The following is a 23,268-nucleotide window of genomic DNA, read 5'->3' as shown; positions in this document are numbered from 1 at the left end:
GAATCTCATCACGCTAGGCTTTTAATACCTCGGTCACCAGTTGGTCCATCGGGATGTCGTGCGGCTGCGGGTAGATGGTGGGGATGCGCTGCAGTTCGTAGCCGACGCCGATGACCAATGGCTTGAACGGCATGGCAGCCAGCGTGCGGTCGAAGAAGCCACCGCCATAGCCCAGGCGGTAGTTTCGCGGGTCGATGCCGACGATCGGCGAGATGACGATGTCGGGCAGCACCGGCTCGCCTTCGGCCGGGATCGGGATGTTCCAGATGCCTTTTTCCAGCCGGTCGCCGGGCACATAAGCGCGGAAGATCAGCGGCTGGCCTTTCTCGATCACGATGGGCAGCGCCGTGCGGCCGCCGCGTTCGTTGATCGACGCCATCCACGGCCGCAGGTCCGGCTCGCCGCGAAACGGCCAATAGAGGCTGACCATGCGGCCGGCAATGTCGCCGATTGCCGCGTCGAGCCCTTCGGCGATAGCCCGCGACATCGCCACCCGCGCATCGGCGGAAACCGCCAACCGTGCCGCGATCAGACGCTCGCGCTCGGCCTTGCGCCAACGGCGCACATCGGTCCAGTCGGTCAATGGCGCGCGAAATTCCGGATCGAGTTCGTGCATGAAGCAAGGTGGCGAAGAATATTGCGCCCGCCCTTTGCCATCTTTGTCATCGTCGTTGGCCATGCTTCACTCCCGTGGTTCCAGCCCCTGCAAGGCTATACCCGTCCATGCTTGCCGACATAGGCATTCGCGACATCCGGCGACGAGTCCTGGGCAGCCTTAAGCGGCAATCTAGCTCGCCCCGACATTGTTGCGGTGCACAAAAATCACTAGATAAAGGGAGACAAACAGGGGTGAATGCGATGAGTGAAACCAGCCATCATGTCGTTGTCGTCGGCGCAGGGTTCGGCGGTCTCGAACTCACCCGGGCGCTGGCCGGCGCACCCGTGCGCATCACCATGATCGACAAGCGCAACCATCACCTTTTCCAGCCGCTGCTCTACCAGGTGGCGACCACCTCGCTGGCGACCTCGGAAGTCGCCTGGCCGATCCGTCATCTGCTGCGCAAGCGCGAGGACGTGACGACCCTGCTCGGCAACGTCACCGGCGTCGACCGTCCAGGCAAACGCGTGCTGCTTGAGGACGGCAGTTCTGTTCCCTACGACACGCTGGTGCTCGCCACCGGCGCGCGTCATGCTTATTTCGGCCACGACGAATGGGAGCCTTTCGCGCCCGGGCTGAAGACGCTTGAAGACGCAACCACCATTCGCCGGCGCATCCTGCTCGCCTTCGAGCAGGCCGAGCGCGAGACCGATCCGGCCAAGCGCCAGGCACTGCTGACACTGGTCATCGTCGGCGGCGGCCCGACCGGCGTGGAGCTTGCCGGCACCATTGTGGAACTCGCGCATGAAACGCTGCGCGGCGAATTCCGCAACATCGACACGCGTGAGGCGCGTGTGGTGCTGGTCGAGGCCGGAGACAGGATCCTAGCCAATTTCGCGCCAAAGCTGTCCGACTATGCCCGCAAGGCGCTGGAGCGGCGGGGCGTCACGGTCGAGCTTGGCCGCGCCGTCACGCGCCTCGATGCCGAAGGCGTCGTCTTTGGCGATACGCATCTGCCGGCGCGAACCATCCTGTGGGCCGCCGGCGTAGCGGCTTCGCCCGCGGGAGAGTGGCTGGGCGCGCCGGTGGACCGGGCGGGCAGGGTTATGGTCGAGCCCGATCTGACCGTGCCGAACAGTCCGGAGATCTTCGTCATCGGCGACACAGCGCATGTCTTGCGGCCGGACGGCAAGCCGGTGCCAGGCGTGGCGCCCTCCGCCAAGCAGGAGGGCAAGCATGTTGCCGCGACGATCAGGGCGCGGCTGGCCGGCGATGGCGCGCCTCGCCCTTTCCGCTACAAACATGCCGGCGACCTGGCGACGATCGGCAAGTGGGCAGCCGCGATCGATTTCGGCTCGATCAAGCTCACGGGATGGCTCGCCTGGTGGCTGTGGGGCGTGGCGCATATCTACTTCCTGATCGGCTTCCGCAACCGGCTGTCGGTGTCGCTTAGCTGGCTATGGATCTATTTCACCGGCCAGCGCAGCGCGCGGCTGATCACCCAGGGCGATGATAACAAGGGCTGAGGTTCTCAACCGCGGCCAAAGGATATTCATCCAGCCGTCACCTTTAGCTGATCGACTGACTTCCCGATGGACATGGCCGGTTTTCGGCGCGAAGCTTCCGCTCGGGGCTGGGATCTTGTCACGTCGCTGGGAAGGAAAACCAATGCCGCATCTCAATTACCCCGTCTCCCGCCGTAGTTTTCTTGCCGGTACGGCCGCCAGCGGGGCGCTGATCATGCTCCATCCGTTTTCCGCCCGCGCGCAGGCCAATCAGGCGCATCTGAGGATCATGGAGACCACCGACATCCATGTGAATGTGCTGCCTTACGACTACTACGCAGACAAAGCCAACGACACGATGGGCCTGTCGCGGACGGCCTCACTGATCGCGGCGGTGCGCAAGGAAGCCACCAATGCGATGCTGATCGACAATGGCGATCTTTTGCAGGGCAATCCGATGGGCGATTACATCGCCTATGAAAAGGGCCTCAAGGAAGGCGATCTGCATCCGATCATGAAGGGCATGAACCTGCTGGGCTATGAATGCTCGACGCTCGGCAATCACGAGTTCAATTACGGCCTGTCGTTCCTCGACAAGGTGCTGGCCGGAGCCAATTTCCCCTTCGTCTGCGCCAATCTGATCCGCGGCACCGAGCTTGCCGCCAACCCGCGCGACGACAAGCTCTACCTCAAGCCCTATGTCATCCTCGACAAGAAGATCAAGGACGGGTCGGGCGTCGAGCAGCCGATCAAGATCGGCATCATCGGCTTCGTGCCGCCGCAGATCATGGTCTGGGACCTGAAGAACCTGGAAGGCAATGTCAGGACGCGCGACATCGTCGAGGCGGCCAGGGCATGGGTGCCGCAGATCAAGGAGGAGGGCGCCGACATCGTCATCGCGCTCTCGCATTCCGGCATCGATATCAAGCAGGGCGACGGCATGGAGAACGCCTCCTTCTTCGTCGCCGGCGTCGAAGGCATCGATGCGGTGTTCACCGGCCATCAGCATTTGGTCTTCCCCGGCAAGAAGGATTTTCAGGCGCTCGATGGCGTCGACACCGAGAAAGGCACGCTGCAGGGCAAGCCCGCCGTGATGGGCGGTTTCTGGGGCTCGCATATGGGACTGATCGATCTGCTTCTGGAACGGGACGGATCGAAATGGCGCGTAGCCTCGGCCACATCTGAGGCAAGGCCGATCTACGAGCGCGTCGACAAGGCAAACAAGCCGACGGTGGCGGACGACCAGCGCGTCGTCGATGCGCTGAAGGCGGACCATGAGGCGACACTTGCCTATGTCCGCCGACCGGTCGGCAAGACCTCGGCGCCGCTCTATTCCTATTTCGCGCTGGTCGCCGACGATCCGTCGGTGCAGATCGTCAACCAGGCGCAGAGCTGGTACCTCAAGGACATATTAAAAAGCACGCAGTGGAAGAACGTGCCGCTGCTGTCGGCGGCGGCGCCCTTCAAGGCCGGCGGGCGCAACGGCGCCGACTACTATACCGACGTGCCGGTGGGCGACATCGCCATCAAGAACGTCGCCGACCTCTATCTCTATCCGAACACGGTTCGTGCCGTCGAAATCACCGGCGCGCAAGTGAAGGAATGGCTGGAAATGTCGGCCGGCATTTTCAGGAAGATCGAGCCGGGCAAAGCCGACCAGGCGCTCATCGACACCGAATTCCCGTCCTACAATTTCGATGTGATCGATGGCGTCAGCTACGGAATAGACCTGTCGCAGCTGCCGAAATACGATGCCAAGGGTGGCGTCGCCAATGCCGGCTCGAACCGCATCGTCGGCCTCAGCTTCGACGGCAAGCCGATTGATCCGGCAGCGAAATTCGTCGTCGCCACCAACAATTACCGCGCCGGCGGTGGCGGCAATTTCCCCGACATCAATGCCTCGAAGATCATCTACGAGGCGCCGGACACCAACCGCGACGTGATCGTGCGCTACGTCGTCAGCGAAGGCACGATCAACCCCTCGGCCGACGACAATTGGTCGTTCACGCCGCTGCCCGGCACCAGCGTCGTGTTCGAGACCGGCCCCAAAGCGAAGGATTTCATATCTGGGGTGAAATCGCTCAAGATCGAGCCGGCCGGCGAGGGCGAATCCGGGTTTGCGAAGTATCGCATCCTGCTTTGAGGCAACGTGCAGCTAACAGAGAAAACGAGCGGGCATACGCCCGCTCAATCACGCTTCGGATCAGGCTTTGTAGACCACTTGGCGCACGTCGATGTAGCTGGCTCTAAAGCCGGCTTCGCAATAGTGGAGATAAAATTCCCAAAGCTTCTTGAAGCGGTCGTCGAAGCCGAGCGGGACGATCTTTTCCCACGACGCCCAGAAACGGTTGCGCCATTCGGCAAGCGTGCGGGCATAGTCGTCCGGAAAGACGCGCTCGCGCAGATGGGCAAGGCCATGGTCGCTGCCCAGCGTCTTCAGGATCGACGGCGTCGGCAGCATGCCACCTGGGAAGACATAGCGCTGGATGAAATCCGGCCGCGCCCGATAGGTGTCGTAAGCGGCCTCGTTGATGGTGATGATCTGCAGGCCGGCGGTGCCGCCGGGCCTCAGGCATGCCTTCATCTTGCCGAAAAATACCGGCCAATATTTTTCGCCGACCGCCTCGAACATCTCGATCGAGGCGATGCGGTCGTAAGTGCCCGTTTCGTCTCGGTAATCCTGCAGCTTGATGTCGACCTTGTCAGACAGTCCCGCCTTCTGGATGCGCGCCTTGGCGAAATCGTGCTGTTCGCGGCTGATGGTCAGGCCGGTGACGCGGCAGCCGATCTCGCGCGCGGCAAATTCGGCAAAACCGCCCCAGCCGCAGCCGATCTCGAGCACATGGTCCTTCTTGCCGATACCCGTATCCTTGGCCAGCGCGCGGTATTTGGCGGCCTGAGCGCTTTCCAGGTCGTTGGCGCCGGTCGCATAGAGCGCCGACGAATAGGTCATGCTGGGATCGAGCCATTGCTTGTAGAAGGCGTTGCCGAGATCGTAATGCGCCGAGATGTTGCGCTTCGAGCCTGTGCGGGTGTTTTCGTTGAACCAGTGGCGGATGCGCTGGACCGTGTTGATGAGCCAGCTGGCGCCGCCGGCAATGCGTTCGCCAACGGCCGAGTTGACGACGAACAGTTCCAGGAAGCTGGTTACATCAGGGCTTTCCCAGTCGCCGTCCATGTAGGATTCGGCAACGCCGATGGTGCCGCCGGAAAAGGCACGGCCGGGCAGGCGCCAGTTCTTCAACACCAGCTCGGCATCCGGCCCGGGTCCGTTGCCGCCGACAAGCACCGCCCGGCCATCCGGCATCCTCACCTTCAGCGAACCGCGCGGCAATTTCATCGCCGCCGACAGCACCATGCGCGCCTTGGCCGGCAGGCCCTTGACGATCTCGGCGAAATTGAGTTCGTCCAGCCTGATGGCGTCGCCGATGCCTTTGTATTCCCTGACAGCCATCTCACACCCCCCTGGACTTCCGCGGGGGCGGCGCAAGATCTGCCGGCCTCCACATCCTCCACTTTCATTCGCCAGGCGCGAACGCCGTAGCCTGCTTAAATTTTCGCCACAATCTTCCACCGCATCGACCGGAACTTCAAGAGGCAAGCCGTGCCCGGCACTGGCCCAGGTGGCGTGCCTGGGGCCAGAATCGGTGAGGGCGAGCGACCGCCGGCGAAATCGCTATGGTTAGGAACAGCCACATACGTTAGTTTCAGCCATGCGTTATGTCATCGTCATCGTCGCCATCGCCTTTTTCCTGATCTGGGACGGCCTCTACAATCAGGGCCGCTATCTCGACACGACGGTCAGGGAGATGTCGCGCGTCGTGCGCTACGTCACCGGCAAAGCCTAGCTTTTTGCGCCTCTGCAAAGTCGCCTGCCGGCATTGCCGGGCGCGACATCGTGGCGGTTGACGCGACGGTCCCGCTCACACAAAACATGCTGGAAATCGAACGTGGAGGCAGGCGTGATCCGGCATATCGTTTTCTTCAGCGCGCGGCGCAAGGACGATGTCGAGGCCGTGCGCACAGGCTTGCTCACACTGGGCAAGATCCCGCATTCAAGCCTCTTCGAGGTGACGCTCAACAGCAAGGTCGATCCGCTGTCGGATGCGATCGACGTGGTCGTCTATGCCGAGTTCGAGGATGATGCCGCGCTTGCCGCATACAAGGCGCACCCGCTCTATGCCGAGACGACCAGCCGGGTCAAACCCTTGCGCGAATTGCGCTATTCGGCCGATATCGTGGCGACGGCCTGATCGGGCCGGCAAGAGGCCTTGAACCAATTTCGGGAATGATGCACACCGCGCCGGCATGACCAGCACGACCCATCCGCTTGACCATCTGGTGCTGCCGACGGCGAGCCTCGCCGTGGCGCGGGCGCGGCTGACATCGCTTGGCTTCATCGTCGCGCCAACCGGCATTCATCCCTTCGGCACCGAAAATTGCTGCGTCTTCCTTGCCGACGGCACCTATCTCGAACCGCTGGCGGTTGGGAACGAACAGCTGGCAGCGAGTGCGATCGCCGGCGGCAATGTCTTTGTCGCGCGCGACCGGCTCTATCGCGCCAGGCTGGGCGATGAGGGCTTTTCCGCCGTGGTGCTGGCCACCGACGATGCCGATGCGGACCATGCGCGCTTTATCAAAGCCGGCCTGTCGGCGGGAGACGTACTGAGCTTTTCCCGCGCCTTCACCGACACGGCCGGAAAGAGCGACATGGCCTCGTTCAAACTGGCTTTCGCCGCCGGCGCCGAGACGATGGACGCCTTTCTGTTCGCTTGCGAGCGGATCAACGCCCCTCAAATCGACCGTACGGCACTGCAGGCCCATGCCAACGGCGTGACCGGCATTGCCGAAATCGTCGCGGTCAGCGGCGTGCCATCCGAAAAGCGCCACCTGATCGAGACAGCGACGGGTTCGAGGCAGAGGAGCAGCACGGCGTTCGACCTGGCGAACGCGCGTTTGAGCGTTCTCAAGCCCGCGGCTTTCGCTGAGCGCTTCGGCATGTCGGCTGGCGCGCCGACGGACCTTCGCTTCGCCGCGATCGTCTTTTCGGCCCGCAGTGTCGGCGCTGTCGCGAGGCTGCTTGCAGACAACGCCGTCGGGCACGATATAGCGGGCAACGAAATCGTCGTGCAGCCGGCATCCGGACAGGGCGCGGCTTTCATCTTCCGGGAGACCCCATGAGCAAGCCGCAAGGGCCCAATTCGCTGGCGCCGAATTCGTCAGTAACCGTCGGCAACGTCGTCTTCGACAACAGCGGGCCCTTGGCGTTGATCGCCGGCCCGTGCCAGTTCGAATCGCGCCAGCACGCTTTCGACATGGCCGGCGCGCTGAAGGAACTGACCGGCAAGCTCGGCATCGGCCTCGTCTACAAGACCAGCTACGACAAGGCCAACCGCACCTCGCTGTCGGCAACGCGCGGCGCCGGCATGGACGCGGCGCTTCCGGTGTTCGACGAGTTGCGCAAGGCGTTTTCGCTTCCCATTCTGACCGATGTCCACACCGAGGAGCAGTGCGCGATCGTCGCACACCATGTCGATGTGCTGCAGATTCCGGCCTTCCTGTCGCGCCAGACCGACATGCTGGTCGCCGCCGCCAAGACCGGCAAGGTGATCAACGTCAAGAAGGGGCAATTCCTGGCGCCTTGGGACATGAAGAACGTGGTGGCCAAGATCACCGGTTCGGGCAACCTCAATGTGCTGACCACCGAGCGCGGCGCGTCTTTCGGCTACAACACGCTGGTGTCGGACATGCGGGCTTTGCCTGTGATGGCCGAGATCGGCGCGCCGGTGATTTTCGACGCCACCCATTCGGTGCAGCAGCCGGGCGGGCAGGGCGGTTCCTCCGGTGGTGAGCGCCGCTTTGTCGAGACGCTGGCGCGGGCTGCCGTTGCCGTCGGCGTCGCCGGCGTGTTCATAGAGACCCACCAGGATCCCGACAATTCGACCTCCTCCGACGGGCCCAACATGCTGCCGCTGAAGGACATGCCGGCGCTGCTCGAAAGACTGATGGCATTCGACCGCATCGCCAAGAATGCTGCTGACCTGAACCGAGGCTGATGGTTTCGGCTATGGCGCGCGCGCTGCCCTGCTTGTGGAAGGCATAAGCCGGCTGTAGGCTCGCTCCTGCAAATGAGCGTCTTGGCAGGAGGAAGCCATGTCCGTCGCCCGCGTCACCGAAATCACGTCGTCGTCGAAAAAGAGCTTTCAGGACGCCATCGAGAAGGGGATTGAGCGCGCATCCAAAACCCTGAAGAACGTCGAAGGCGCTTGGATCCAGGACCAGAAGATCGTCGTCGAGGACGGCAGGATCGCGGCGTATCGCGTCAACATGAAGGTGACGTTCATCCTCGCGGAGTAACCGCCCGCTCGAAAAAACGGGAACTTTCGCCCGCGCCCCTCATTGTCAAAGTATAGATCAATGACATGAGGAGCATCAGCCATGACCACCCAAACAGGCCACACCGAAGCAATCGCCGCTTCGCGCGTCATCGGCACGTCGGTCTACAACACCGAGGGCACGAGCATCGGCAGCATCGAGGACATCATGCTCGACAAGACGTCGAACGGCATCATGTTCGCGGTTATCGGGTTCGGTGGATTTCTCGGCATTGGCGAGAAGTATCACGCCATTCCGTGGGCGAGCCTCGACTATGACGAGGACAAGGGCGGCTATGTCGTGCCGTTCTCGAAGGAGCAGCTGAAGGCAGCACCCGCCTATTCGATCAATGAACTGGCCGGCGCCGATGGCGAGGCCGCACGTGACGCTTCCTATGATTACTACAAGGTCACGCCGTATTGGCATTGATCAGCTGCGCTGACGCCTGACGTGAAAAGGCCCCCGAATTCCGAAACGGGGGCCTTTTCAGTGCAACCCGACAGTTTCTAAATTATTCTGCTGCATGAAGCGTGGACAGCTGCGTCGCCGCCGTGGGCGGCTGCTGCGTATCGCAGGACGTCAGGAACGCCGCCGCGATCAGGAACAAACTCACGATACCGCTCAACTCGGACATGGCGAAACTCCTCCTGTTTCGCCCCGCGCATCACCATCCTAGTCGACACAGAGATTGTTATCTCTGAATTATGATGACGTGGTGTTGTCGAACGTGATCCGAGGCATGCTCAGCCGAGGAGTCCGGCATTCTTCACCGCCTTGAAAATCTTTTCGTGCCAGGCGATCCGATCCGCTTCGCCATTGGCCTGCGTGGCGGAATTGGCGTTGCCGACGTTGATCGCGCGCGAGATCTTTTTGATCAGGCCGGCATCGGCAAAGGCATTGCAGCCTGACCCTTTCCATTCGGCGCAAGCTGCGAGCAGCGAAGTCTGCGGATCCTCGATCAGTTCAGGATGATTGGCGAGGTCAACCTTGGCGAGCTTGCCCTTGGCCGTGTACGCGTCGCGCCCGGTGGTCTGGAACGTGCCGCCGCCGCGGAAATTGAAGCCGTCCAACGTTCCCTTCACATTGCCCATGCGGCCGCCATAGGCCCAGTCGCCCAGGGCTTGCGGCTTGCGCAGCAGGTTGTCCTTGATCCACTGATCCGTCTTGCCCGCGGCTCGCGACCTCCATGCGTTCCGGATTGCCGCCACGGTCGTGTAGGTCAGGGATTCGCGAATGAGGGTGAAGCCACCGGTTTCCATCGCCGCTTGAGCGAAGAAATGCATCAGCCGATCATAGTTGTTGCACACGCCATGATCGCCAAGTGTCTTGAGGCCTTTGTCGGAGGTAAAGGCGCCGATGTAACCGTCATAGATTGTTCGCTTGGAACCGCTTGCCGGTCTCGGCGCGAATTTCTGGAAGACCGCTGCTGGCAAACCCTTGTTCGGATCGCCCGCAACGGCTTCGAGCACGCTCTCGACACTCTCGGTCGAGAGCACCGGTTCGCCTTCGACGACCACCGAAGCATTGGGAATTCGCTTGCCGTTGCTTTTCGGGAAGCCACCGCCGGCAAAGGTTTTCAGATCGTCGATGAGGGCGATTACGCGTGTCCGGCTCTCCGTGAAATCCATGTCGGAAAGCGGACCGCTCACCTTCTTCGTCGGATTGATGCACCCGACGCTGGACAGGAAATTGACGCCCGGATGGATCAGGATTTCGGTGCGCTTGTTGGTCTTCAGCAGTTCGAGTCCAGGTTTGGGTGGCGTCTTGCCGCCAGTGTAGCCGATGGTCACATATTTGCCTCCGGCCTGCGTCGCCAGTGGATAGGTGCCGGGCTCGATGCGCCTGCCATTGTCTTCTTTGGAATTGTCGCCTGGGCCGCGAGATTCACACACGAACCCCGATAGACCCGTTACTGCCGTGCCGTTGTGAAAGACTTTATAGGTACCAACTGTCCTGCGTCTGGTGCCCCTCGTATGCTCGACTTGGCGACTAATAAGAAGTTCCCAGCCAGTACCTGAAATCGCTGCCATTGCCGCCTCCCCAAAGAGTTCAAGTTTGTTGATTTCACTGTGGTCGCCAAATAGTTCGCGTTGTAGATGTGACCCTAACATCTTCGAATTCTCTGCATTGTGAAGTTTGTCACGTTGGCGGTAGCCTCTTTTGAAGCATCGGGTGGAGTTTGTGTGCCGCCTGGTTTCGTGACAAAGGCATTGCCGCAGGGGCGGGGCACCCACCCCATGCCGCGCCAGACATATGACGTCAGGGCGGGCTGTTTGCGTTCAGATGGCGTCGCCCATGCCCCACGGCCTGAGCGCATGGGGCGACTGTCACCATTATTTCATGCCATTCCTGATTGCCTTTTGCGGCACTTTGGCTAAGAGGGGCGCGACGCTTTCAATCGATCAATCGGGGACATCGCAATGACCGCCATCATCGACATTGTCGGGCGTGAAATCCTGGACAGCCGTGGAAATCCGACCGTCGAGGTCGACGTCGTCCTCGAAGACGGCTCGATGGGCCGCGCCGCGGTGCCGTCGGGCGCGTCGACCGGCGCGCATGAGGCCGTCGAACTGCGCGACGGTGGCGCCCGCTATCTCGGCAAGGGCGTGCTCAAGGCGGTCGAGGCCGTCAATGGCGAGCTGTTCGAGGCGATCGGCGGCTTGGAAGCCGAAAACCAGATCCACATCGACCAGACCATGATCGAGCTCGACGGCACGCCCAACAAGAGCCGGCTCGGCGCCAACGCCATCCTCGGCGTCTCGCTGGCGGTCGCCAAGGCCGCGGCGGAAGCCGCCGGCCTGCCGCTCTACCGCTATGTCGGCGGCACCAAGGCGCATTTGCTGCCGGTGCCCATGATGAACATCATCAATGGCGGCGCGCATGCCGACAATCCGATCGATTTCCAGGAATTCATGATCCTGCCGGTCGGCGCGCCGACGCTGCGCGAAGGCGTGCGCTGGGGCTCGGAAATCTTCCACACGCTGCGCAAGAAGCTCAAGGATGCCGGCCACAACACCAATGTCGGCGACGAAGGCGGCTTCGCGCCCAATCTGAAGAGTGCGCCGGTGGCGCTCGATTTCATCATGGAATCGATCGAGAAGGCCGGCTTCAAGCCGGGCGAGGAGATCGCGCTTGGTCTCGACTGTGCGGCGACCGAATTCTTCAAGGACGGCAATTACGTCTATGAGGGCGAGAAGAGGACCCGCGATCCCAAGGCGCAGGCCAAGTACCTGGCCAAGCTTGCCGCCGACTATCCGATCATCTCGATCGAGGACGGCCTGGCCGAGGACGACTGGGAGGGCTGGAAGTACCTGACCGACCTGATCGGCAACAAGACGCAGCTGGTTGGCGACGACCTCTTCGTCACCAACACGGCGCGGCTGCGCGACGGCATCCGCATGGGTGTCGCCAATTCGATCCTGGTCAAGGTCAACCAGATCGGCTCGCTCACCGAAACGCTCGACGCTGTCGAGACCGCGCACAAGGCAGGCTACACCGCAGTCATGTCGCACCGTTCGGGCGAAACCGAGGATTCGACCATCGCCGACCTCGCCGTCGCCACCAATTGCGGGCAGATCAAGACCGGTTCGCTGTCGCGCTCGGATCGCATGGCCAAGTACAACCAGCTGATCCGCATCGAGGAAGAGCTCGGCAAGCAGGCGCGCTACGCTGGCAAGTCGGTGGTCAAAGCCTAAATTCTGCCGAACTGGCGAAAACGATGGAAGGGCGGGATTTTCCCGCCCTTTTTCGTTGCGGCCGCTGGCTAATGCACCTGTCCGTAACCGTCCATTAAGCACAATCGAGCGACAAATGGCGGTCAAAGGATTGCGACCATGTGGACACGCCAGCACAAGCAGAGAAACACCGGCCGGCTGATCATCCCGTCCCTTTGCGTGGCGTTCCTGGCCTATTTCGGCTTCCATGCCTATCATGGCGAGTTCGGCATCAATTCCAAATATCAGCTCGAAGCGCAGACCATCGAATTGCAGGCCAAGTACGATGCCATCAAGGCGCGCCGGGTCGATCTGGAGCGGCGTGTCCAGCTGATGCATGAGGGTACGCTTGAAAAGGATATGCTCGACGAGCAGGCACGCCGGGCGCTCAATCTGTCCCAGCCCGATGAAATCACCATCATGCTGCCGGCCAATTCGAAATAACCAAGTTTCAGTTAATCGCTGTTATCTCTAATGATTCTGGGCGTTTAGGCGCATGCCAGCCATGCATTTTTCTGCATGGCGAAACGCGGTCTCGCATGTTAGCTTCCCTCCAATCGGTGGGGAGGAGCTGATCCTCCCCGGAGCAGACATGGTCTGCTTTAGTGTCCGCAAAGAGACGCCAACAGGGAGTGATGCATGGCCACCGCCGCCAAAAAAGCGCCTGCCAAATCCGTTAAATCGACGTCCGCCAAATCAACGGGGCTTTCCGCCCCCAAGCCGGCTGACTTCACCAAGGACGAGGAGCTTGCCGCCTACCGGCACATGCTGCTTATCCGCCGCTTCGAGGAAAAGGCCGGCCAGCTCTACGGCATGGGCTTTATCGGCGGCTTCTGCCACCTCTATATCGGCCAGGAAGCGGTCGTCACCGGCATGAAGATGTCGCTGATCAACGGCGACCAGATGATCACCGCCTATCGCGACCATGGCCACATGCTGGCGATGGAACTTTCCCCGCGCGGCGTCATGGCAGAGCTGACCGGACGCCGTGGTGGCCTGTCGAGGGGCAAGGGCGGCTCCATGCACATGTTCTCCAAGGAGAAGCATTTTTACGGCGGCCACGGCATTGTCGGCGCGCAGGTCTCGCTCGGCACCGGTCTCGCCTTCGCCAACCGCTACCGCGACAACAACAATGTGTCGCTGACTTATTTCGGCGATGGCGCTGCCAACCAGGGTCAGGTCTATGAAAGCTTCAACATGGCCTCGCTGTGGAAGCTGCCGGTGATCTACATCATCGAGAACAACCGCTACGCCATGGGCACTTCGGTGTCGCGCTCGTCGGCCGAAACCAATTTTTCGCATCGCGGCGCCTCGTTCAAGATTCCCGGCATTCAGGTCGACGGCATGGATGTGCGTGCGGTCAAATCCGCCGGCGATCAGGCGACCGAATGGTGCCGTGCCGGCAACGGTCCGATCATCCTCGAGATGCAGACCTATCGCTATCGCGGTCACTCGATGTCGGATCCCGCGAAATACCGCTCCAAGGAAGAAGTGCAGAAGATGCGCTCGGATCATGATCCGATCGAGCAGGTCAAGGCGCGGCTGACGGCCAAGAAGTGGGCGACCGAGGACGAACTCAAGAACATCGACAAGGAAGTCCGCGACATCGTCGCCGACGCCGCCGAATTTGCCCAGCACGACGCAGAGCCGGATCCGTCCGAGCTCTGGACCGACATCGTATTGTAACGGGAGGGCAAGGACATGCCGATCGAAATTCTCATGCCCGCTCTCTCGCCGACCATGGAAGAGGGCAATCTTTCCAAATGGTTGAAGAACGAGGGCGACAAGGTCGTCGCCGGCGATGTCATCGCCGAGATCGAAACCGACAAGGCGACGATGGAAGTCGAAGCCGTCGATGAAGGCACGATCGGCAAGATCGTGGTTCCCGCCGGCACCGAAGGCGTCAAGGTCAACGCGGTGATCGCCGTGTTGCTGCAGGACGGTGAAAGTGCAGGCGATGTCGAAAAGAGCGGCAAGCCTGCCTCCACCCAGGATGCCGTTTCTGCTGGCGGTCAGCGGACCGATGCAGCCGAGGAAGGTACAAAAGCGGCTCCCCAGGATGCCGGCGAGGCTCCGAAGGCAGTTCCCGCCGCTCCGGCGGCCAAACCTGCCGCCGATCCGGATATTCCCGCCGGCACCGAGATGGTCTCGACCACGGTGCGCGAAGCGCTCCGCGATGCCATGGCTGAAGAAATGCGCCGCGACGGCGATGTCTTCGTCATGGGCGAGGAGGTCGCGGAATACCAGGGCGCCTACAAGATCACGCAAGGGCTGCTGCAGGAATTCGGGCCGCGCCGCGTCGTCGACACGCCGATCACCGAGCACGGCTTTGCCGGCGTCGGCGTCGGTGCGGCGATGGCCGGCCTGAAGCCGATCGTCGAGTTCATGACCTTCAACTTCGCCATGCAGGCGATCGACCAGATCATCAACTCCGCGGCCAAGACGCTCTATATGTCGGGCGGCCAGATGGGCGCACCGATCGTGTTCCGCGGACCGAACGGTGCGGCCGCCCGCGTCGGCGCCCAGCATTCGCAGTGCTATGCCGCCTGGTACAGCCATATTCCCGGCCTGAAGGTGGTGATGCCGTACACGGCTGCCGACGCCAAGGGCCTGCTCAAGGCGGCGATCCGCGATCCGAACCCGGTCATCTTCCTTGAAAACGAAATCCTCTACGGCCAGTCCTTCGACGTGCCGAAGCTCGATGATTTCGTGCTGCCGATCGGCAAGGCGCGCATTCACAAGCAGGGCAAGGACGTCACCATCGTCTCGTTCGGCATCGGCATGACCTATGCCATCAAGGCGGAAGCCGAACTGCGCGGCATGGGCATCGATGCCGAGATCATCGATCTCCGGACCATCCGCCCGCTCGACCTCGACACCGTCATTGCCTCCGTGAAAAAGACCAACCGCCTGATCGTGGTGGAAGAAGGTTTCCCGCAGAACTCGGTCGGCGACCACATCGCCAACCAGGTTTCGCAGCGCGCCTTCGATTTCCTCGACGCGCCGGTCATCACCATCGCCGGCAAGGACGTGCCGATGCCTTATGCGGCGAACCTCGAAAAGCTGGCTTTGCCCAATGTCGGCGAGGTCATAGAGGCGGTCAAAGCCGTCACGTATCGCTGACGGTCTTTCTTGCGGGGGAGGCAGAAATGGCGACGATGGCAGATGTGAGGAGAATAGCATGGTCTCTATTTTGGCAGAGCTTCCTGTCTAGTATCGCTTGTGGATTTGTTGCTGGCGCGATTGTTGGGTTCGTCATTGGGTTCATTGGCGGTTTTTTTGGACTTCGCCATGAGGCAATTCAGGTACTGAGCTCTGTTGGGGGAGCATGCCTTGGGCTTGTAGCATCATTCCTTTGTTTGAATTTCTTCTTGGCCCGATCGATTGGCAAGGAATTCAAAGGCAAACGTCTAGAACTTGCCGTGGTTAGCCCGGCTGGCTTGCAGGGAGAGTAACTATGCCAATCAACATCACCATGCCGGCACTCTCGCCCACGATGGAAGAGGGCAATCTTTCCAAGTGGCTGGTCAAGGAGGGCGACAAGGTTTCGCCGGGCGACGTGATCGCCGAGATCGAGACCGACAAGGCGACGATGGAAGTCGAGGCCGTCGATGAGGGCACGGTTGCCAAGCTCGTCGTTCCGGCCGGCACCGAAGGCGTCAAGGTCAATGCTCTGATCGCCATTCTGGCTGGCGAAGGCGAGGATGCAGGGGCGGCGGCAAAGGGCGGCGGCGATGCCGCGCCCGCGAAAGCCGATGCCAAACAGGATAAGGCGTCAATCTCCCCACCCGTGGGGGAGATGTCGACGAAGTCGACAGAGGGGGGCGCTGTCCCGCCGACCTCTCAGTCTGTCGCGCCCCCCTCTGGCCTGCCGGCCATCTCCCCCACAAAGGGGGAGATCAGCCAATCGTCAGGCGAGCGCACTTTCGCCTCGCCGCTGGCGCGGCGCATAGCCAAAGACGCCGGCGTCGATGTGTCCGCCGTGAGTGGCACCGGCCCGCATGGCCGTGTCGTCAAGGCCGATGTCGAGGCGGCGATCGCCGGCGGTGGCGCCAAGGCCGCGCCGGCCGCGAAAGCCGCACCTGCCGGCGCTCCGGCACCTGCGGCTCCGGCTGCGGCACCCAAGGCGATGTCGGACGAACAGGTGCTGAAGCTGTTTGCCGAAGGGTCCTACGAGCTCGTCCCGCACGACAATATGCGCAAGACCATTGCGCGCCGCCTGGTCGAGGCCAAGACAACCATCCCGCATTTCTACCTGACGCTCGACTGCGAGCTCGATGCCCTGCTGGCGCTGCGCACACAGATCAATGCGGCGGCTCCGATGAAGAAGACCGACAAGGGCGAAGTGCCCGTCTACAAGCTGTCGGTCAACGACATGGTGATCAAGGCGATGGCGATGGCGCTGATGGCGGTGCCGGATGCCAATGCGTCGTGGACCGAAAGCGCCATGGTCAAGCACAAGCACGCCGATGTCGGCGTTGCCGTGTCGATCCCCGGCGGCCTGATCACGCCGATCATCCGCCACGCCGACGAAAAGACGCTGTCCACTATCTCCAACGAGATGAAGGATCTGGCGAGCCGTGCGCGCAGCCGCAAGCTGAAGCCTGAGGAATATCAGGGCGGCACGACGGCTGTCTCCAATCTCGGCATGTTCGGCATCAAGGACTTTGCCGCCGTCATCAACCCGCCGCATGCGACGATCCTGGCGGTGGGTGCCGGCGAGCAGCGGCCGGTGGTCAAGAATGGCGAGATCAGAATCGCCAATATCATGTCGGTGACGCTGTCGACCGATCACCGCGCCGTCGACGGTGCGCTCGGCGCCGAACTTCTGGTCGCCTTCAAGCGCATGATCGAAAATCCGATGGGCATGCTGGTCTAGGAAGGAAAAAGGCTGTGCGGAAATTCGTCACCAGCCTTTTCGCCCTGATCCTTTCCGGCCTGGCCGGCGGGCTGGTGGCGCTGTGGCTGGCAATCGTCACCAATGCGAATTCCGAATACATCCTTGTCTTCATGGTTTCGGCGCTGGTCACCATCGTTGCGACCGTGGCGTTTTTCATCGCGCAGTTCGTGCCAAACCCGCAAAGGGCGATAAACCTGACGGGGCTTGTTGGGGTTTCGTTGTTCGTGCTGGCCGGAATCGGGCTGATTGCCTGGACCTTCTCGCAGCCGCCTGGCAAAGCCCAGTGGTCGGGCGATCTCCCCGTTGTCGCCGGTCTGTTTTTGCCAAGCATCGCCACGGTTATCGTGCAGTGGCTGTTCGTGGGATGGCGCGTGCGGCGCGGGCTTAGGGCGGAGGCGGGTGCGGGTGCATGAAGACGATCCTCTGCTACGGCGATTCCCTGACCTGGGGCTATGACGCGGCGAGCCTCGGGCGTCATGCGCTGGAAGATCGCTGGCCGAGCGTGCTCAAGGCGGCGTTGGGCGACGATGATATCGAAGTCATTGCCGAAGGTCTGAACGGCCGCACCACGGCTTTCGACGATCACCTGGCTGGTGCCGACCGCAATGGCGCCAAGGTGCTGCCGACGATCCTGACCAGCCATGCGCCGCTCGACCTGATCATCATCATGCTTGGCGCCAACGACATGAAGCCCTGGATCCACGGCAATCCGGTCGCGGCCAAGCAGGGGGTGCAGCGGCTGATCGACATCGTGCGCGGCCACGATTATCCGTTCGACTGGGCCGCGCCGCAAATCCTGATCGTCGCGCCACCAGCGGTCAGCCGCACCGACAATGCCGAATTCAAGGAAATGTTTGCCGGCGGCGACGAGGCCTCGAAGCGGCTGGCGCCGCAATATTCCGCGCTCGCCGACGAGGCCGGCTGCGGCTTTTTCGATGCCGGCACGGTGGCCGAGACCACACCGATCGACGGGGTCCATCTCGATGCCGAAAACACGCGCAATATAGGTGACGCATTGGCGCCATTGGTGCGTGTGATGCTGGAACTCTAGAGAAAATCAGGGAGAAACCCCGTGGCTGAATCCTACGACGTCATAATCATCGGCTCAGGCCCCGGCGGCTATGTCACGGCGGTGCGCTCCGCCCAGCTCGGCTTCAAGACGGCGATCGTCGAGCGCGAGCATCTCGGCGGCATCTGCCTCAACTGGGGCTGCATCCCGACCAAGGCGCTGCTGCGCTCGGCCGAGATCATGCACTATTCCGATCATCTGAAGGACTACGGCCTGAAGCTCGAAGGCGGCAAGGTCAGCGCCGACACGGCCGCTGTCGTCGACCGCTCGCGCAAAGTGTCGTTGAGGCTCAATGGCGGCGTCGCCTTCCTGATGAAGAAGAACAAGGTCGACGTTATCTGGGGCGAGGCCAAGCTCTCCAAGCCGGGTGAAATCGTCGTCTCCAAGACGGCCAAGAAACCGATGGAGCCGCAGCCGCCGGTGCCCAAGGGCGTCAAGGGCGAGGGGACCTACACCGCCAAGCACATTATTCTCGCCACCGGCGCCCGGCCGCGCGCGCTGCCCGGCATCGAGCCGGACGGCAAGCTGATCTGGACCTATTTCGAGGCGATGGTGCCGAAGGAGATGCCGAAGTCGCTGCTGGTCATGGGTTCGGGCGCCATCGGCATCGAGTTCGCCTCCTTCTACCGCACCATGGGCGCCGAGGTGACGGTGGTCGAGCTGTTGCCGGCGGTGATGCCGGTCGAGGATGCCGAGGTCTCGAAATTCGCGCAGAAGCAGTTCGAGAAGCAGGGTATGAAAATCATCCTCGAGGCCAAGGTGACCAAGGTCGAGAAGGGTGCCAACTCGATCACCGCCCATGTCGAGATGAAGGACGGCAAGGTCGAGAAGATCACCGCCGACCGCATGATCTCGGCCGTCGGCGTGCAGGGCAACATCGATAATCTCGGCCTCGAGACGCTCGGCGTGAAGACCGATCGCGGCTGCGTCGTCATTGACGGCTATGGCAAGACCAACGTTCCCGGCATCTACGCTATCGGCGATGTCGCCGGACCGCCGATGCTCGCCCACAAGGCCGAGCATGAAGGCGTGGTCTGCATCGAGAAGATCGCCAATTTCCCCGGCGTGCATGCGACAGACAAGCTGAAGATCCCGGGCTGCACCTATTGCAACCCGCAGGTCGCCTCGGTCGGGCTCACCGAAGCCAAGGCGAAGGCCGAAGGCAAGGACATCCGCGTCGGCCGTTTCCAGTTCGGCGCCAACGGCAAGGCGATCGCGCTTGGCGAGGACCAGGGCTTCATCAAGACCATCTTCGACAAGAAGACCGGCCAGCTGCTCGGCGCGCATATGGTTGGCGCCGAGGTGACGGAGCTGATCCAGGGCTTTGTCGTGGCGATGAACCTGGAGACCACCGAGGAAGAACTGATGCACACCATCTTCCCGCATCCGACGCTGTCGGAGATGATGAAGGAAAGCGTGCTCGATGCCTATGGCCGTGCGCTCAACGCGTGATAAATTGCTGCCGCGAGACTCAGACGCATGCGCCGGAGGAACCTTACGGCAAGACAGTTCGTTTCCGGATGCATTTTCACCTGACACTGGAGGAGTTGGCATATGGACGTGAATGGCGTGGGCTGGATTGCGGCCATCATCATCGGCGGTTTGGCCGGGTGGCTGGCCGAGATGGTCATGAAGAGCAATACCGGCGTCTTGATGAACATCATTATGGGCATTGTCGGCGCGGTGGTGCTGAACGCAATTCTCAGGGCGCTCAACATCGAACCCTTCGGTGTCGGCTGGCTCGCCTACCTGATCACCGGCTTCATCGGCGCCTGCCTGCTGATCTTTGCCGGGCGGCTGATACGCCGCTAGACTACCGCTATGCGAAAAAGGCTGTGGCGGCATGCGCCGCCGCGGCCTTTTTCTTTGCACCGAAAAGTCCTAGATGACGTCAGGAGGGCGAATGCCGACGGGCAGACGCCAACAAGTCAGGTTTGAGATGGTCACCGTCCTCGACACGATCGCCAACGCGCCGCGCCTGCGGCATCCCGAAAAGGCGCACAAGCCCGACCAGGACGTGCTGCGCAAACCCGACTGGATCCGCGTCAAGGCGCCGATGTCCAAGGGCTATGCCGAAACCCGCGAGATCGTGAAGTCGCACAAGCTGGTCACGGTGTGCGAAGAGGCCGGCTGCCCCAATATCGGCGAGTGCTGGGAAAAGAAGCACGCCACCTTCATGATCATGGGCGAGATCTGCACGCGCGCCTGCGCCTTCTGCAATGTCGCCACCGGCATTCCGACCGCGCTCGATGCCGATGAGCCGGCGCGTGTCGCGCATGCCGTCAAGCAGATGGGGCTGACCCATGTCGTCATCACCTCGGTCGACCGCGACGATCTCGCCGATGGCGGCGCGCAGCATTTCGCCGAGGTTATCCGGGCGATCCGAGCAGCGACGCCCTTGACCACGATCGAAATCCTGACGCCCGATTTCCTGCGCAAGGAGGGCGCGCTGGAGATCGTCGTGGCGGCCAAGCCCGATGTCTTCAACCACAATCTCGAAACCGTGCCGTCGAACTACCTGACGGTGCGGCCGGGTGCTCGCTATTTCCACTCGATCCGGCTGTTGCAGCGGGTCAAGGAGCTCGATCCGTCGATCTTCACCAAGTCCGGCATCATGGTCGGCCTCGGCGAAGAGCGCAACGAGATCCTGCAGCTGATGGATGACCTGCGCTCGGCCAATGTCGACTTCATGACCATTGGCCAGTATCTGCAGCCGTCGAAGAAGCACCACCCGGTGATCCGCTTCGTCACGCCGGAGGAATTCAGCTCCTTCGCGACGATCGGCAAGACCAAGGGTTTCCTGCTGGTGGCGTCGAACCCGCTGACGCGCTCCTCGCACCACGCCGGCGACGATTTCGCCAGGCTGCGGGCCGCGCGTGAGGCGCAGCTCAAAAAAGCCAGTTAAATCCTGCTTCAATGCCGAAATTCGAAGCCACACGCCGCGTTGCCCACACGCCGGAGCAGATGTTTGCTCTGGTCGCCGATATCGAGACCTATCCGCAATTTCTGCCGCTTTGCGAGGCGCTGACGGTGCGCTCGCGCAAGGAGCGTGACGGCCGCACCATTCTCCTCGCCGATATGAGCATCGGCTACAAGGCGATCCGCGAGACCTTTACGACGCAGGTGCTTTTGAAGCCGGACGAGAACACAATCGACGTCAAATACATCGATGGACCGTTCAAATATCTCAGCAATATCTGGCGCTTCGAGCCGGCCGACGGCGGCGGCTGCAACGTCCGCTTCTTCATCGACTACGAGTTCAAGAGCCGCATCCTCGGCGTGGTGATGGGCACCATGTTCGATCGCGCCTTCCGCATGTTTTCCGAAGCCTTCGAAAAACGTGCGGACGTCATCTACGGAACGACGCCCATCTCATGAGTGTCGCCGAGCGCGCGCAGCCCGATCTCCAGCGCATGCTTGACCGTCTCGCGGCGGATGAAGTCGCGGCCATTGTCGGCAAACATATTGAGCTCGGCAGCCACCGGCCCACGTCTTAGGGCAACTCCGAACCAGACGAGGCCGACCGGTTTTTCCGGCGAACCGCCGCCTGGGCCGGCAATGCCGGTGACGGCAAGCGCCAGCCCGGCGCGCGAGCGCGCCAGAGCGCCCGCCGCCATCTCCAGAACCGTTTCGCGCGAGACGGCGCCATGCGCCTCGAGTGTGGCGGGCGAGACGCCGAGCATCTCCATCTTTGCTTCATCGGAATAGGTGATGAGGCCGCGATCGACGACAGCGGACGAGCCGGCAATGTCGGTCAGTGCCGAGATGATCATGCCGCCGGTGCAGCTCTCGGCCGTCGCCAGCATGATGCCGCGCTGCTGGCAGACCTGGAGCAGGGCGTTGGCAAGATCGCTGTTGTTCATGCGGGAACCTCCCCGGGGAAGACGACACTGGCTGTGGCGATGGCGGCGATGCCTTCCTCGCGGCCGACAAAGCCGAGTTTTTCGTTGGTAGTCGCCTTGATGGAGATGCGATCGCTGGAAATGCCCAGCATCGCCGACAACGCGTTGGTCATGGCCTCGCGATGCGGGCCGACGCGCGGAGCCTCGCAGATCAGCGTGATGTCGGCATTGGCGATGCGGCCGCCGCGTTCGCGCACCAACCTGGCCGCATGCTCGACGAAGATCTTCGACGCCGCGCCCTTCCATTGCGGATCGGAAGGCGGGAAATGCGTGCCGATGTCGCCGGCGCCGCAAGTGGCGAGCAGCGCATCGGTCAGCGCGTGCAGGCCGACATCGGCATCCGAATGTCCCGAAAGCTTCTTGCCGTGCGGAATGGCGACGCCGCACAGAGTGACATGGTCGCCTGCCTCGAAGGCGTGCACGTCATAGCCATTGCCGGTGCGAATGTCTGGAAAACGCTCGCCAGTAAGCCGCTGATCCGCCATCGCAATATCCCTTGCCCAGGTCAGTTTGACATTGTCCGGCGACCCCTGAACGATTTTCACCGGAATATGCGCCCATTCGGCGATCGCGGCATCGTCGGTGAAATCCGTCTTGCCGAGATGATGGGCTTTTTCGTGCGCGGCGAGCAACGGCCAGAACGGAAAGCCTTGCGGCGTCTGCGCGGCATGAAGGCCGGCCCTTGGCACCGTCTCCTCGATCATGCCGGTGGCCGACTCGCGCTTCAGCGTATCGGCGACGGGCAAAGCGGGCAGCGCGCCCTGGCGCTCGCCAATGGCGGCGATGATACGGTCGATCAGGGCCGTGTCGACAAACGGCCGCACCGCGTCATGGACAAGGACACGGCCGGGCGTACGTTCCCTCAGCGCCAGCAGGCCGAGCCGGACCGAGGCCTGGCGCGACTCGCCACCGACCACGGCGGTAACCCGCTCGGCATATACGCCGGCTGCCTTGTCGAAAAGCGCGTGGTCATCGGCATGGATCGCGACGACGACGGGACCAATTTCGGGATGCGCCAGGAAAGTCTCCAGCGTGCGCGCGATAACGGCACGGCCGCCGATGCGCTGATATTGCTTCGGCCCGTCGGCCTGTCCGGCACGCGCGCCGCGGCCGGCTGCAACGATGACCACGCCGACCTTGTCGGTCGTCGCCTCGGCCGGTTTTTCGCTTGCGTCTGTCATGCCGAGAGGCTTAGTCGCGGCTTAT

Annotated in this window: 26 protein-coding genes; 20 read left to right on the top strand and 6 right to left on the bottom strand. The window is 62.1% G+C overall.

Going from position 1 to position 23,268, the window contains the following annotated elements:
• Window positions 1–13: 13 nt before the first annotated feature.
• The gene (locus NKI05_RS09880; RefSeq protein WP_023816022.1) at window positions 14–679 is read right to left on the bottom strand and encodes a 5-formyltetrahydrofolate cyclo-ligase; all 666 of its coding nucleotides are present in this window, start codon (window positions 677–679) and stop codon (window positions 14–16) included.
• Between the two features lie 179 nt (window positions 680–858).
• Between NKI05_RS09880 and NKI05_RS09875 the strand changes: the two genes are divergently transcribed.
• Both NKI05_RS09875 and NKI05_RS09870 read left to right on the top strand, forming a co-directional pair.
• Window positions 859–2,124 (top strand): NAD(P)/FAD-dependent oxidoreductase, encoded by a 1,266-nt coding sequence (locus NKI05_RS09875; RefSeq protein WP_023816023.1) that lies wholly within the window; start codon window positions 859–861, stop codon window positions 2,122–2,124.
• A 142-nt stretch (window positions 2,125–2,266) separates the two neighbouring features.
• Entirely contained in the window at window positions 2,267–4,246 is a 1,980-nt protein-coding gene (locus tag NKI05_RS09870; RefSeq protein WP_352792351.1) for a bifunctional 2',3'-cyclic-nucleotide 2'-phosphodiesterase/3'-nucleotidase, read from the top strand.
• A gap of 60 nt (window positions 4,247–4,306) precedes the next feature.
• Here the strand turns inward: NKI05_RS09870 and NKI05_RS09865 are convergent, their stop codons facing one another.
• Entirely contained in the window at window positions 4,307–5,557 is a 1,251-nt protein-coding gene (locus NKI05_RS09865; RefSeq protein ID WP_023696084.1) for an SAM-dependent methyltransferase, read from the bottom strand.
• 259 nt (window positions 5,558–5,816) lie between these two features.
• Between NKI05_RS09865 and NKI05_RS09860 the strand changes: the two genes are divergently transcribed.
• The 6 genes from NKI05_RS09860 (at window position 5,817) to NKI05_RS09835 (ending at window position 8,907) form a co-directional block, all read left to right on the top strand.
• Complete coding sequence (locus tag NKI05_RS09860; RefSeq protein WP_023688440.1) at window positions 5,817–5,951, top strand: hypothetical protein; 135 nt, start codon at window positions 5,817–5,819, stop codon at window positions 5,949–5,951.
• Window positions 5,952–6,065: 114 nt separating this feature from the next.
• Window positions 6,066–6,356 (top strand): Dabb family protein, encoded by a 291-nt coding sequence (locus tag NKI05_RS09855; RefSeq protein ID WP_023691273.1) that lies wholly within the window; start codon window positions 6,066–6,068, stop codon window positions 6,354–6,356.
• Window positions 6,357–6,411: 55 nt separating this feature from the next.
• On the top strand, window positions 6,412–7,284 hold the full coding sequence (locus NKI05_RS09850) for a VOC family protein (RefSeq protein ID WP_023691274.1): 873 nt from the start codon (window positions 6,412–6,414) through the stop codon (window positions 7,282–7,284).
• On the top strand, window positions 7,281–8,159 hold the full coding sequence (gene kdsA / locus NKI05_RS09845; RefSeq protein ID WP_031196594.1) for a 3-deoxy-8-phosphooctulonate synthase: 879 nt from the start codon (window positions 7,281–7,283) through the stop codon (window positions 8,157–8,159). Before NKI05_RS09850 ends, kdsA begins: the two co-directional genes overlap by 4 nt.
• Window positions 8,160–8,256: 97 nt before the next feature.
• Window positions 8,257–8,460, top strand: a complete 204-nt coding sequence (locus tag NKI05_RS09840) for a dodecin family protein (protein ID WP_023668908.1) — start codon at window positions 8,257–8,259, stop codon at window positions 8,458–8,460.
• A gap of 81 nt (window positions 8,461–8,541) precedes the next feature.
• Window positions 8,542–8,907 (top strand): PRC-barrel domain-containing protein, encoded by a 366-nt coding sequence (locus tag NKI05_RS09835; RefSeq protein ID WP_023668909.1) that lies wholly within the window; start codon window positions 8,542–8,544, stop codon window positions 8,905–8,907.
• Between the two features lie 82 nt (window positions 8,908–8,989).
• Here NKI05_RS09835 and NKI05_RS09830 read toward each other — a convergent pair whose 3' ends face one another.
• Together NKI05_RS09830 and NKI05_RS09825 are read right to left on the bottom strand one after the other, a co-directional pair.
• Entirely contained in the window at window positions 8,990–9,112 is a 123-nt protein-coding gene (locus NKI05_RS09830; RefSeq protein WP_023816024.1) for a hypothetical protein, read from the bottom strand.
• A gap of 109 nt (window positions 9,113–9,221) precedes the next feature.
• Window positions 9,222–10,712, bottom strand: a complete 1,491-nt coding sequence (locus NKI05_RS09825; RefSeq protein WP_196814916.1) for a glycoside hydrolase family 19 protein — start codon at window positions 10,710–10,712, stop codon at window positions 9,222–9,224.
• 186 nt (window positions 10,713–10,898) lie between these two features.
• Here NKI05_RS09825 and eno point away from each other — a divergent pair, with 186 nt between their 5' ends.
• The 12 genes from eno to NKI05_RS09765 all read left to right on the top strand — a co-directional run bounded on the left by eno (window position 10,899) and on the right by NKI05_RS09765 (window position 21,538).
• The gene (gene eno, locus NKI05_RS09820; RefSeq protein WP_023701745.1) at window positions 10,899–12,173 is read left to right on the top strand and encodes a phosphopyruvate hydratase; all 1,275 of its coding nucleotides are present in this window, start codon (window positions 10,899–10,901) and stop codon (window positions 12,171–12,173) included.
• A 138-nt stretch (window positions 12,174–12,311) separates the two neighbouring features.
• Window positions 12,312–12,635, top strand: coding sequence for an FtsB family cell division protein (locus tag NKI05_RS09815; protein WP_023688447.1), 324 nt, complete (start codon window positions 12,312–12,314; stop codon window positions 12,633–12,635).
• 195 nt (window positions 12,636–12,830) lie between these two features.
• Complete coding sequence (gene pdhA / locus NKI05_RS09810) at window positions 12,831–13,877, top strand: pyruvate dehydrogenase (acetyl-transferring) E1 component subunit alpha (protein WP_023682559.1); 1,047 nt, start codon at window positions 12,831–12,833, stop codon at window positions 13,875–13,877.
• 15 nt (window positions 13,878–13,892) lie between these two features.
• Window positions 13,893–15,314: a pyruvate dehydrogenase complex E1 component subunit beta gene (locus tag NKI05_RS09805; protein WP_023682558.1), complete on the top strand. Its 1,422-nt coding sequence runs from the start codon at window positions 13,893–13,895 to the stop codon at window positions 15,312–15,314.
• A 26-nt stretch (window positions 15,315–15,340) separates the two neighbouring features.
• Window positions 15,341–15,646 (top strand): hypothetical protein, encoded by a 306-nt coding sequence (locus NKI05_RS09800; protein WP_031205684.1) that lies wholly within the window; start codon window positions 15,341–15,343, stop codon window positions 15,644–15,646.
• 2 nt (window positions 15,647–15,648) lie between these two features.
• Entirely contained in the window at window positions 15,649–17,070 is a 1,422-nt protein-coding gene (locus NKI05_RS09795) for a pyruvate dehydrogenase complex dihydrolipoamide acetyltransferase (RefSeq protein WP_023816027.1), read from the top strand.
• Window positions 17,071–17,084: 14 nt separating this feature from the next.
• Window positions 17,085–17,504 (top strand): hypothetical protein, encoded by a 420-nt coding sequence (locus NKI05_RS09790; RefSeq protein ID WP_023668917.1) that lies wholly within the window; start codon window positions 17,085–17,087, stop codon window positions 17,502–17,504.
• Window positions 17,501–18,142: an SGNH/GDSL hydrolase family protein gene (locus NKI05_RS09785; protein ID WP_023682555.1), complete on the top strand. Its 642-nt coding sequence runs from the start codon at window positions 17,501–17,503 to the stop codon at window positions 18,140–18,142. Before NKI05_RS09790 ends, NKI05_RS09785 begins: the two co-directional genes overlap by 4 nt.
• Window positions 18,143–18,163: 21 nt before the next feature.
• Complete coding sequence (gene lpdA / locus NKI05_RS09780; protein WP_023668919.1) at window positions 18,164–19,612, top strand: dihydrolipoyl dehydrogenase; 1,449 nt, start codon at window positions 18,164–18,166, stop codon at window positions 19,610–19,612.
• Between the two features lie 102 nt (window positions 19,613–19,714).
• The gene (locus NKI05_RS09775; protein ID WP_023668920.1) at window positions 19,715–19,972 is read left to right on the top strand and encodes a GlsB/YeaQ/YmgE family stress response membrane protein; all 258 of its coding nucleotides are present in this window, start codon (window positions 19,715–19,717) and stop codon (window positions 19,970–19,972) included.
• A gap of 127 nt (window positions 19,973–20,099) precedes the next feature.
• Complete coding sequence (gene lipA, locus NKI05_RS09770; protein ID WP_023745034.1) at window positions 20,100–21,065, top strand: lipoyl synthase; 966 nt, start codon at window positions 20,100–20,102, stop codon at window positions 21,063–21,065.
• A gap of 11 nt (window positions 21,066–21,076) precedes the next feature.
• Window positions 21,077–21,538 (top strand): type II toxin-antitoxin system RatA family toxin, encoded by a 462-nt coding sequence (locus NKI05_RS09765; protein WP_023682552.1) that lies wholly within the window; start codon window positions 21,077–21,079, stop codon window positions 21,536–21,538.
• Here NKI05_RS09765 and NKI05_RS09760 read toward each other — a convergent pair.
• Together NKI05_RS09760 and NKI05_RS09755 are read right to left on the bottom strand one after the other, a co-directional pair.
• Entirely contained in the window at window positions 21,514–22,023 is a 510-nt protein-coding gene (locus NKI05_RS09760; protein WP_023682551.1) for a CinA family protein, read from the bottom strand. The genes NKI05_RS09765 and NKI05_RS09760 overlap by 25 nt on opposite strands.
• On the bottom strand, window positions 22,020–23,243 hold the full coding sequence (locus NKI05_RS09755; RefSeq protein ID WP_023682550.1) for a bifunctional 2-C-methyl-D-erythritol 4-phosphate cytidylyltransferase/2-C-methyl-D-erythritol 2,4-cyclodiphosphate synthase: 1,224 nt from the start codon (window positions 23,241–23,243) through the stop codon (window positions 22,020–22,022). The genes NKI05_RS09760 and NKI05_RS09755 overlap by 4 nt, the downstream gene beginning before the upstream one ends.
• Window positions 23,244–23,268: the final 25 nt, after the last annotated feature.

The sequence above is a fragment of the Mesorhizobium sp. M0771 genome, from assembly GCF_040320155.1.
In the GTDB taxonomy this organism is placed as follows: domain Bacteria; phylum Pseudomonadota; class Alphaproteobacteria; order Rhizobiales; family Rhizobiaceae; genus Mesorhizobium.
Note: the sequence above shows the minus strand (reverse complement) of the source record. Positions and strands in the feature narration are given on the sequence as shown.

Coding starts and splice junctions, on each gene's coding strand:
- NKI05_RS09755 (WP_023682550.1), bottom strand. CDS start 23,243: ATGACAGACGCAAGCGAAAAACCGGCCGAGGCGACGACCGACAAGGTC.
- NKI05_RS09865 (WP_023696084.1), bottom strand. CDS start 5,557: ATGGCTGTCAGGGAATACAAAGGCATCGGCGACGCCATCAGGCTGGAC.
- NKI05_RS09815 (WP_023688447.1), top strand. CDS start 12,312: ATGTGGACACGCCAGCACAAGCAGAGAAACACCGGCCGGCTGATCATC.
- NKI05_RS09880 (WP_023816022.1), bottom strand. CDS start 679: ATGGCCAACGACGATGACAAAGATGGCAAAGGGCGGGCGCAATATTCT.
- NKI05_RS09875 (WP_023816023.1), top strand. CDS start 859: ATGAGTGAAACCAGCCATCATGTCGTTGTCGTCGGCGCAGGGTTCGGC.
- NKI05_RS09830 (WP_023816024.1), bottom strand. CDS start 9,112: ATGTCCGAGTTGAGCGGTATCGTGAGTTTGTTCCTGATCGCGGCGGCG.
- NKI05_RS09765 (WP_023682552.1), top strand. CDS start 21,077: ATGCCGAAATTCGAAGCCACACGCCGCGTTGCCCACACGCCGGAGCAG.
- NKI05_RS09860 (WP_023688440.1), top strand. CDS start 5,817: ATGCGTTATGTCATCGTCATCGTCGCCATCGCCTTTTTCCTGATCTGG.
- NKI05_RS09805 (WP_023682558.1), top strand. CDS start 13,893: ATGCCGATCGAAATTCTCATGCCCGCTCTCTCGCCGACCATGGAAGAG.
- pdhA (WP_023682559.1), top strand. CDS start 12,831: ATGGCCACCGCCGCCAAAAAAGCGCCTGCCAAATCCGTTAAATCGACG.
- NKI05_RS09850 (WP_023691274.1), top strand. CDS start 6,412: ATGACCAGCACGACCCATCCGCTTGACCATCTGGTGCTGCCGACGGCG.
- NKI05_RS09840 (WP_023668908.1), top strand. CDS start 8,257: ATGTCCGTCGCCCGCGTCACCGAAATCACGTCGTCGTCGAAAAAGAGC.
- NKI05_RS09760 (WP_023682551.1), bottom strand. CDS start 22,023: ATGAACAACAGCGATCTTGCCAACGCCCTGCTCCAGGTCTGCCAGCAG.
- NKI05_RS09870 (WP_352792351.1), top strand. CDS start 2,267: ATGCCGCATCTCAATTACCCCGTCTCCCGCCGTAGTTTTCTTGCCGGT.
- NKI05_RS09775 (WP_023668920.1), top strand. CDS start 19,715: ATGGACGTGAATGGCGTGGGCTGGATTGCGGCCATCATCATCGGCGGT.
- NKI05_RS09795 (WP_023816027.1), top strand. CDS start 15,649: ATGCCAATCAACATCACCATGCCGGCACTCTCGCCCACGATGGAAGAG.
- NKI05_RS09785 (WP_023682555.1), top strand. CDS start 17,501: ATGAAGACGATCCTCTGCTACGGCGATTCCCTGACCTGGGGCTATGAC.
- lipA (WP_023745034.1), top strand. CDS start 20,100: ATGGTCACCGTCCTCGACACGATCGCCAACGCGCCGCGCCTGCGGCAT.
- NKI05_RS09800 (WP_031205684.1), top strand. CDS start 15,341: ATGGCGACGATGGCAGATGTGAGGAGAATAGCATGGTCTCTATTTTGG.
- NKI05_RS09835 (WP_023668909.1), top strand. CDS start 8,542: ATGACCACCCAAACAGGCCACACCGAAGCAATCGCCGCTTCGCGCGTC.
- eno (WP_023701745.1), top strand. CDS start 10,899: ATGACCGCCATCATCGACATTGTCGGGCGTGAAATCCTGGACAGCCGT.
- kdsA (WP_031196594.1), top strand. CDS start 7,281: ATGAGCAAGCCGCAAGGGCCCAATTCGCTGGCGCCGAATTCGTCAGTA.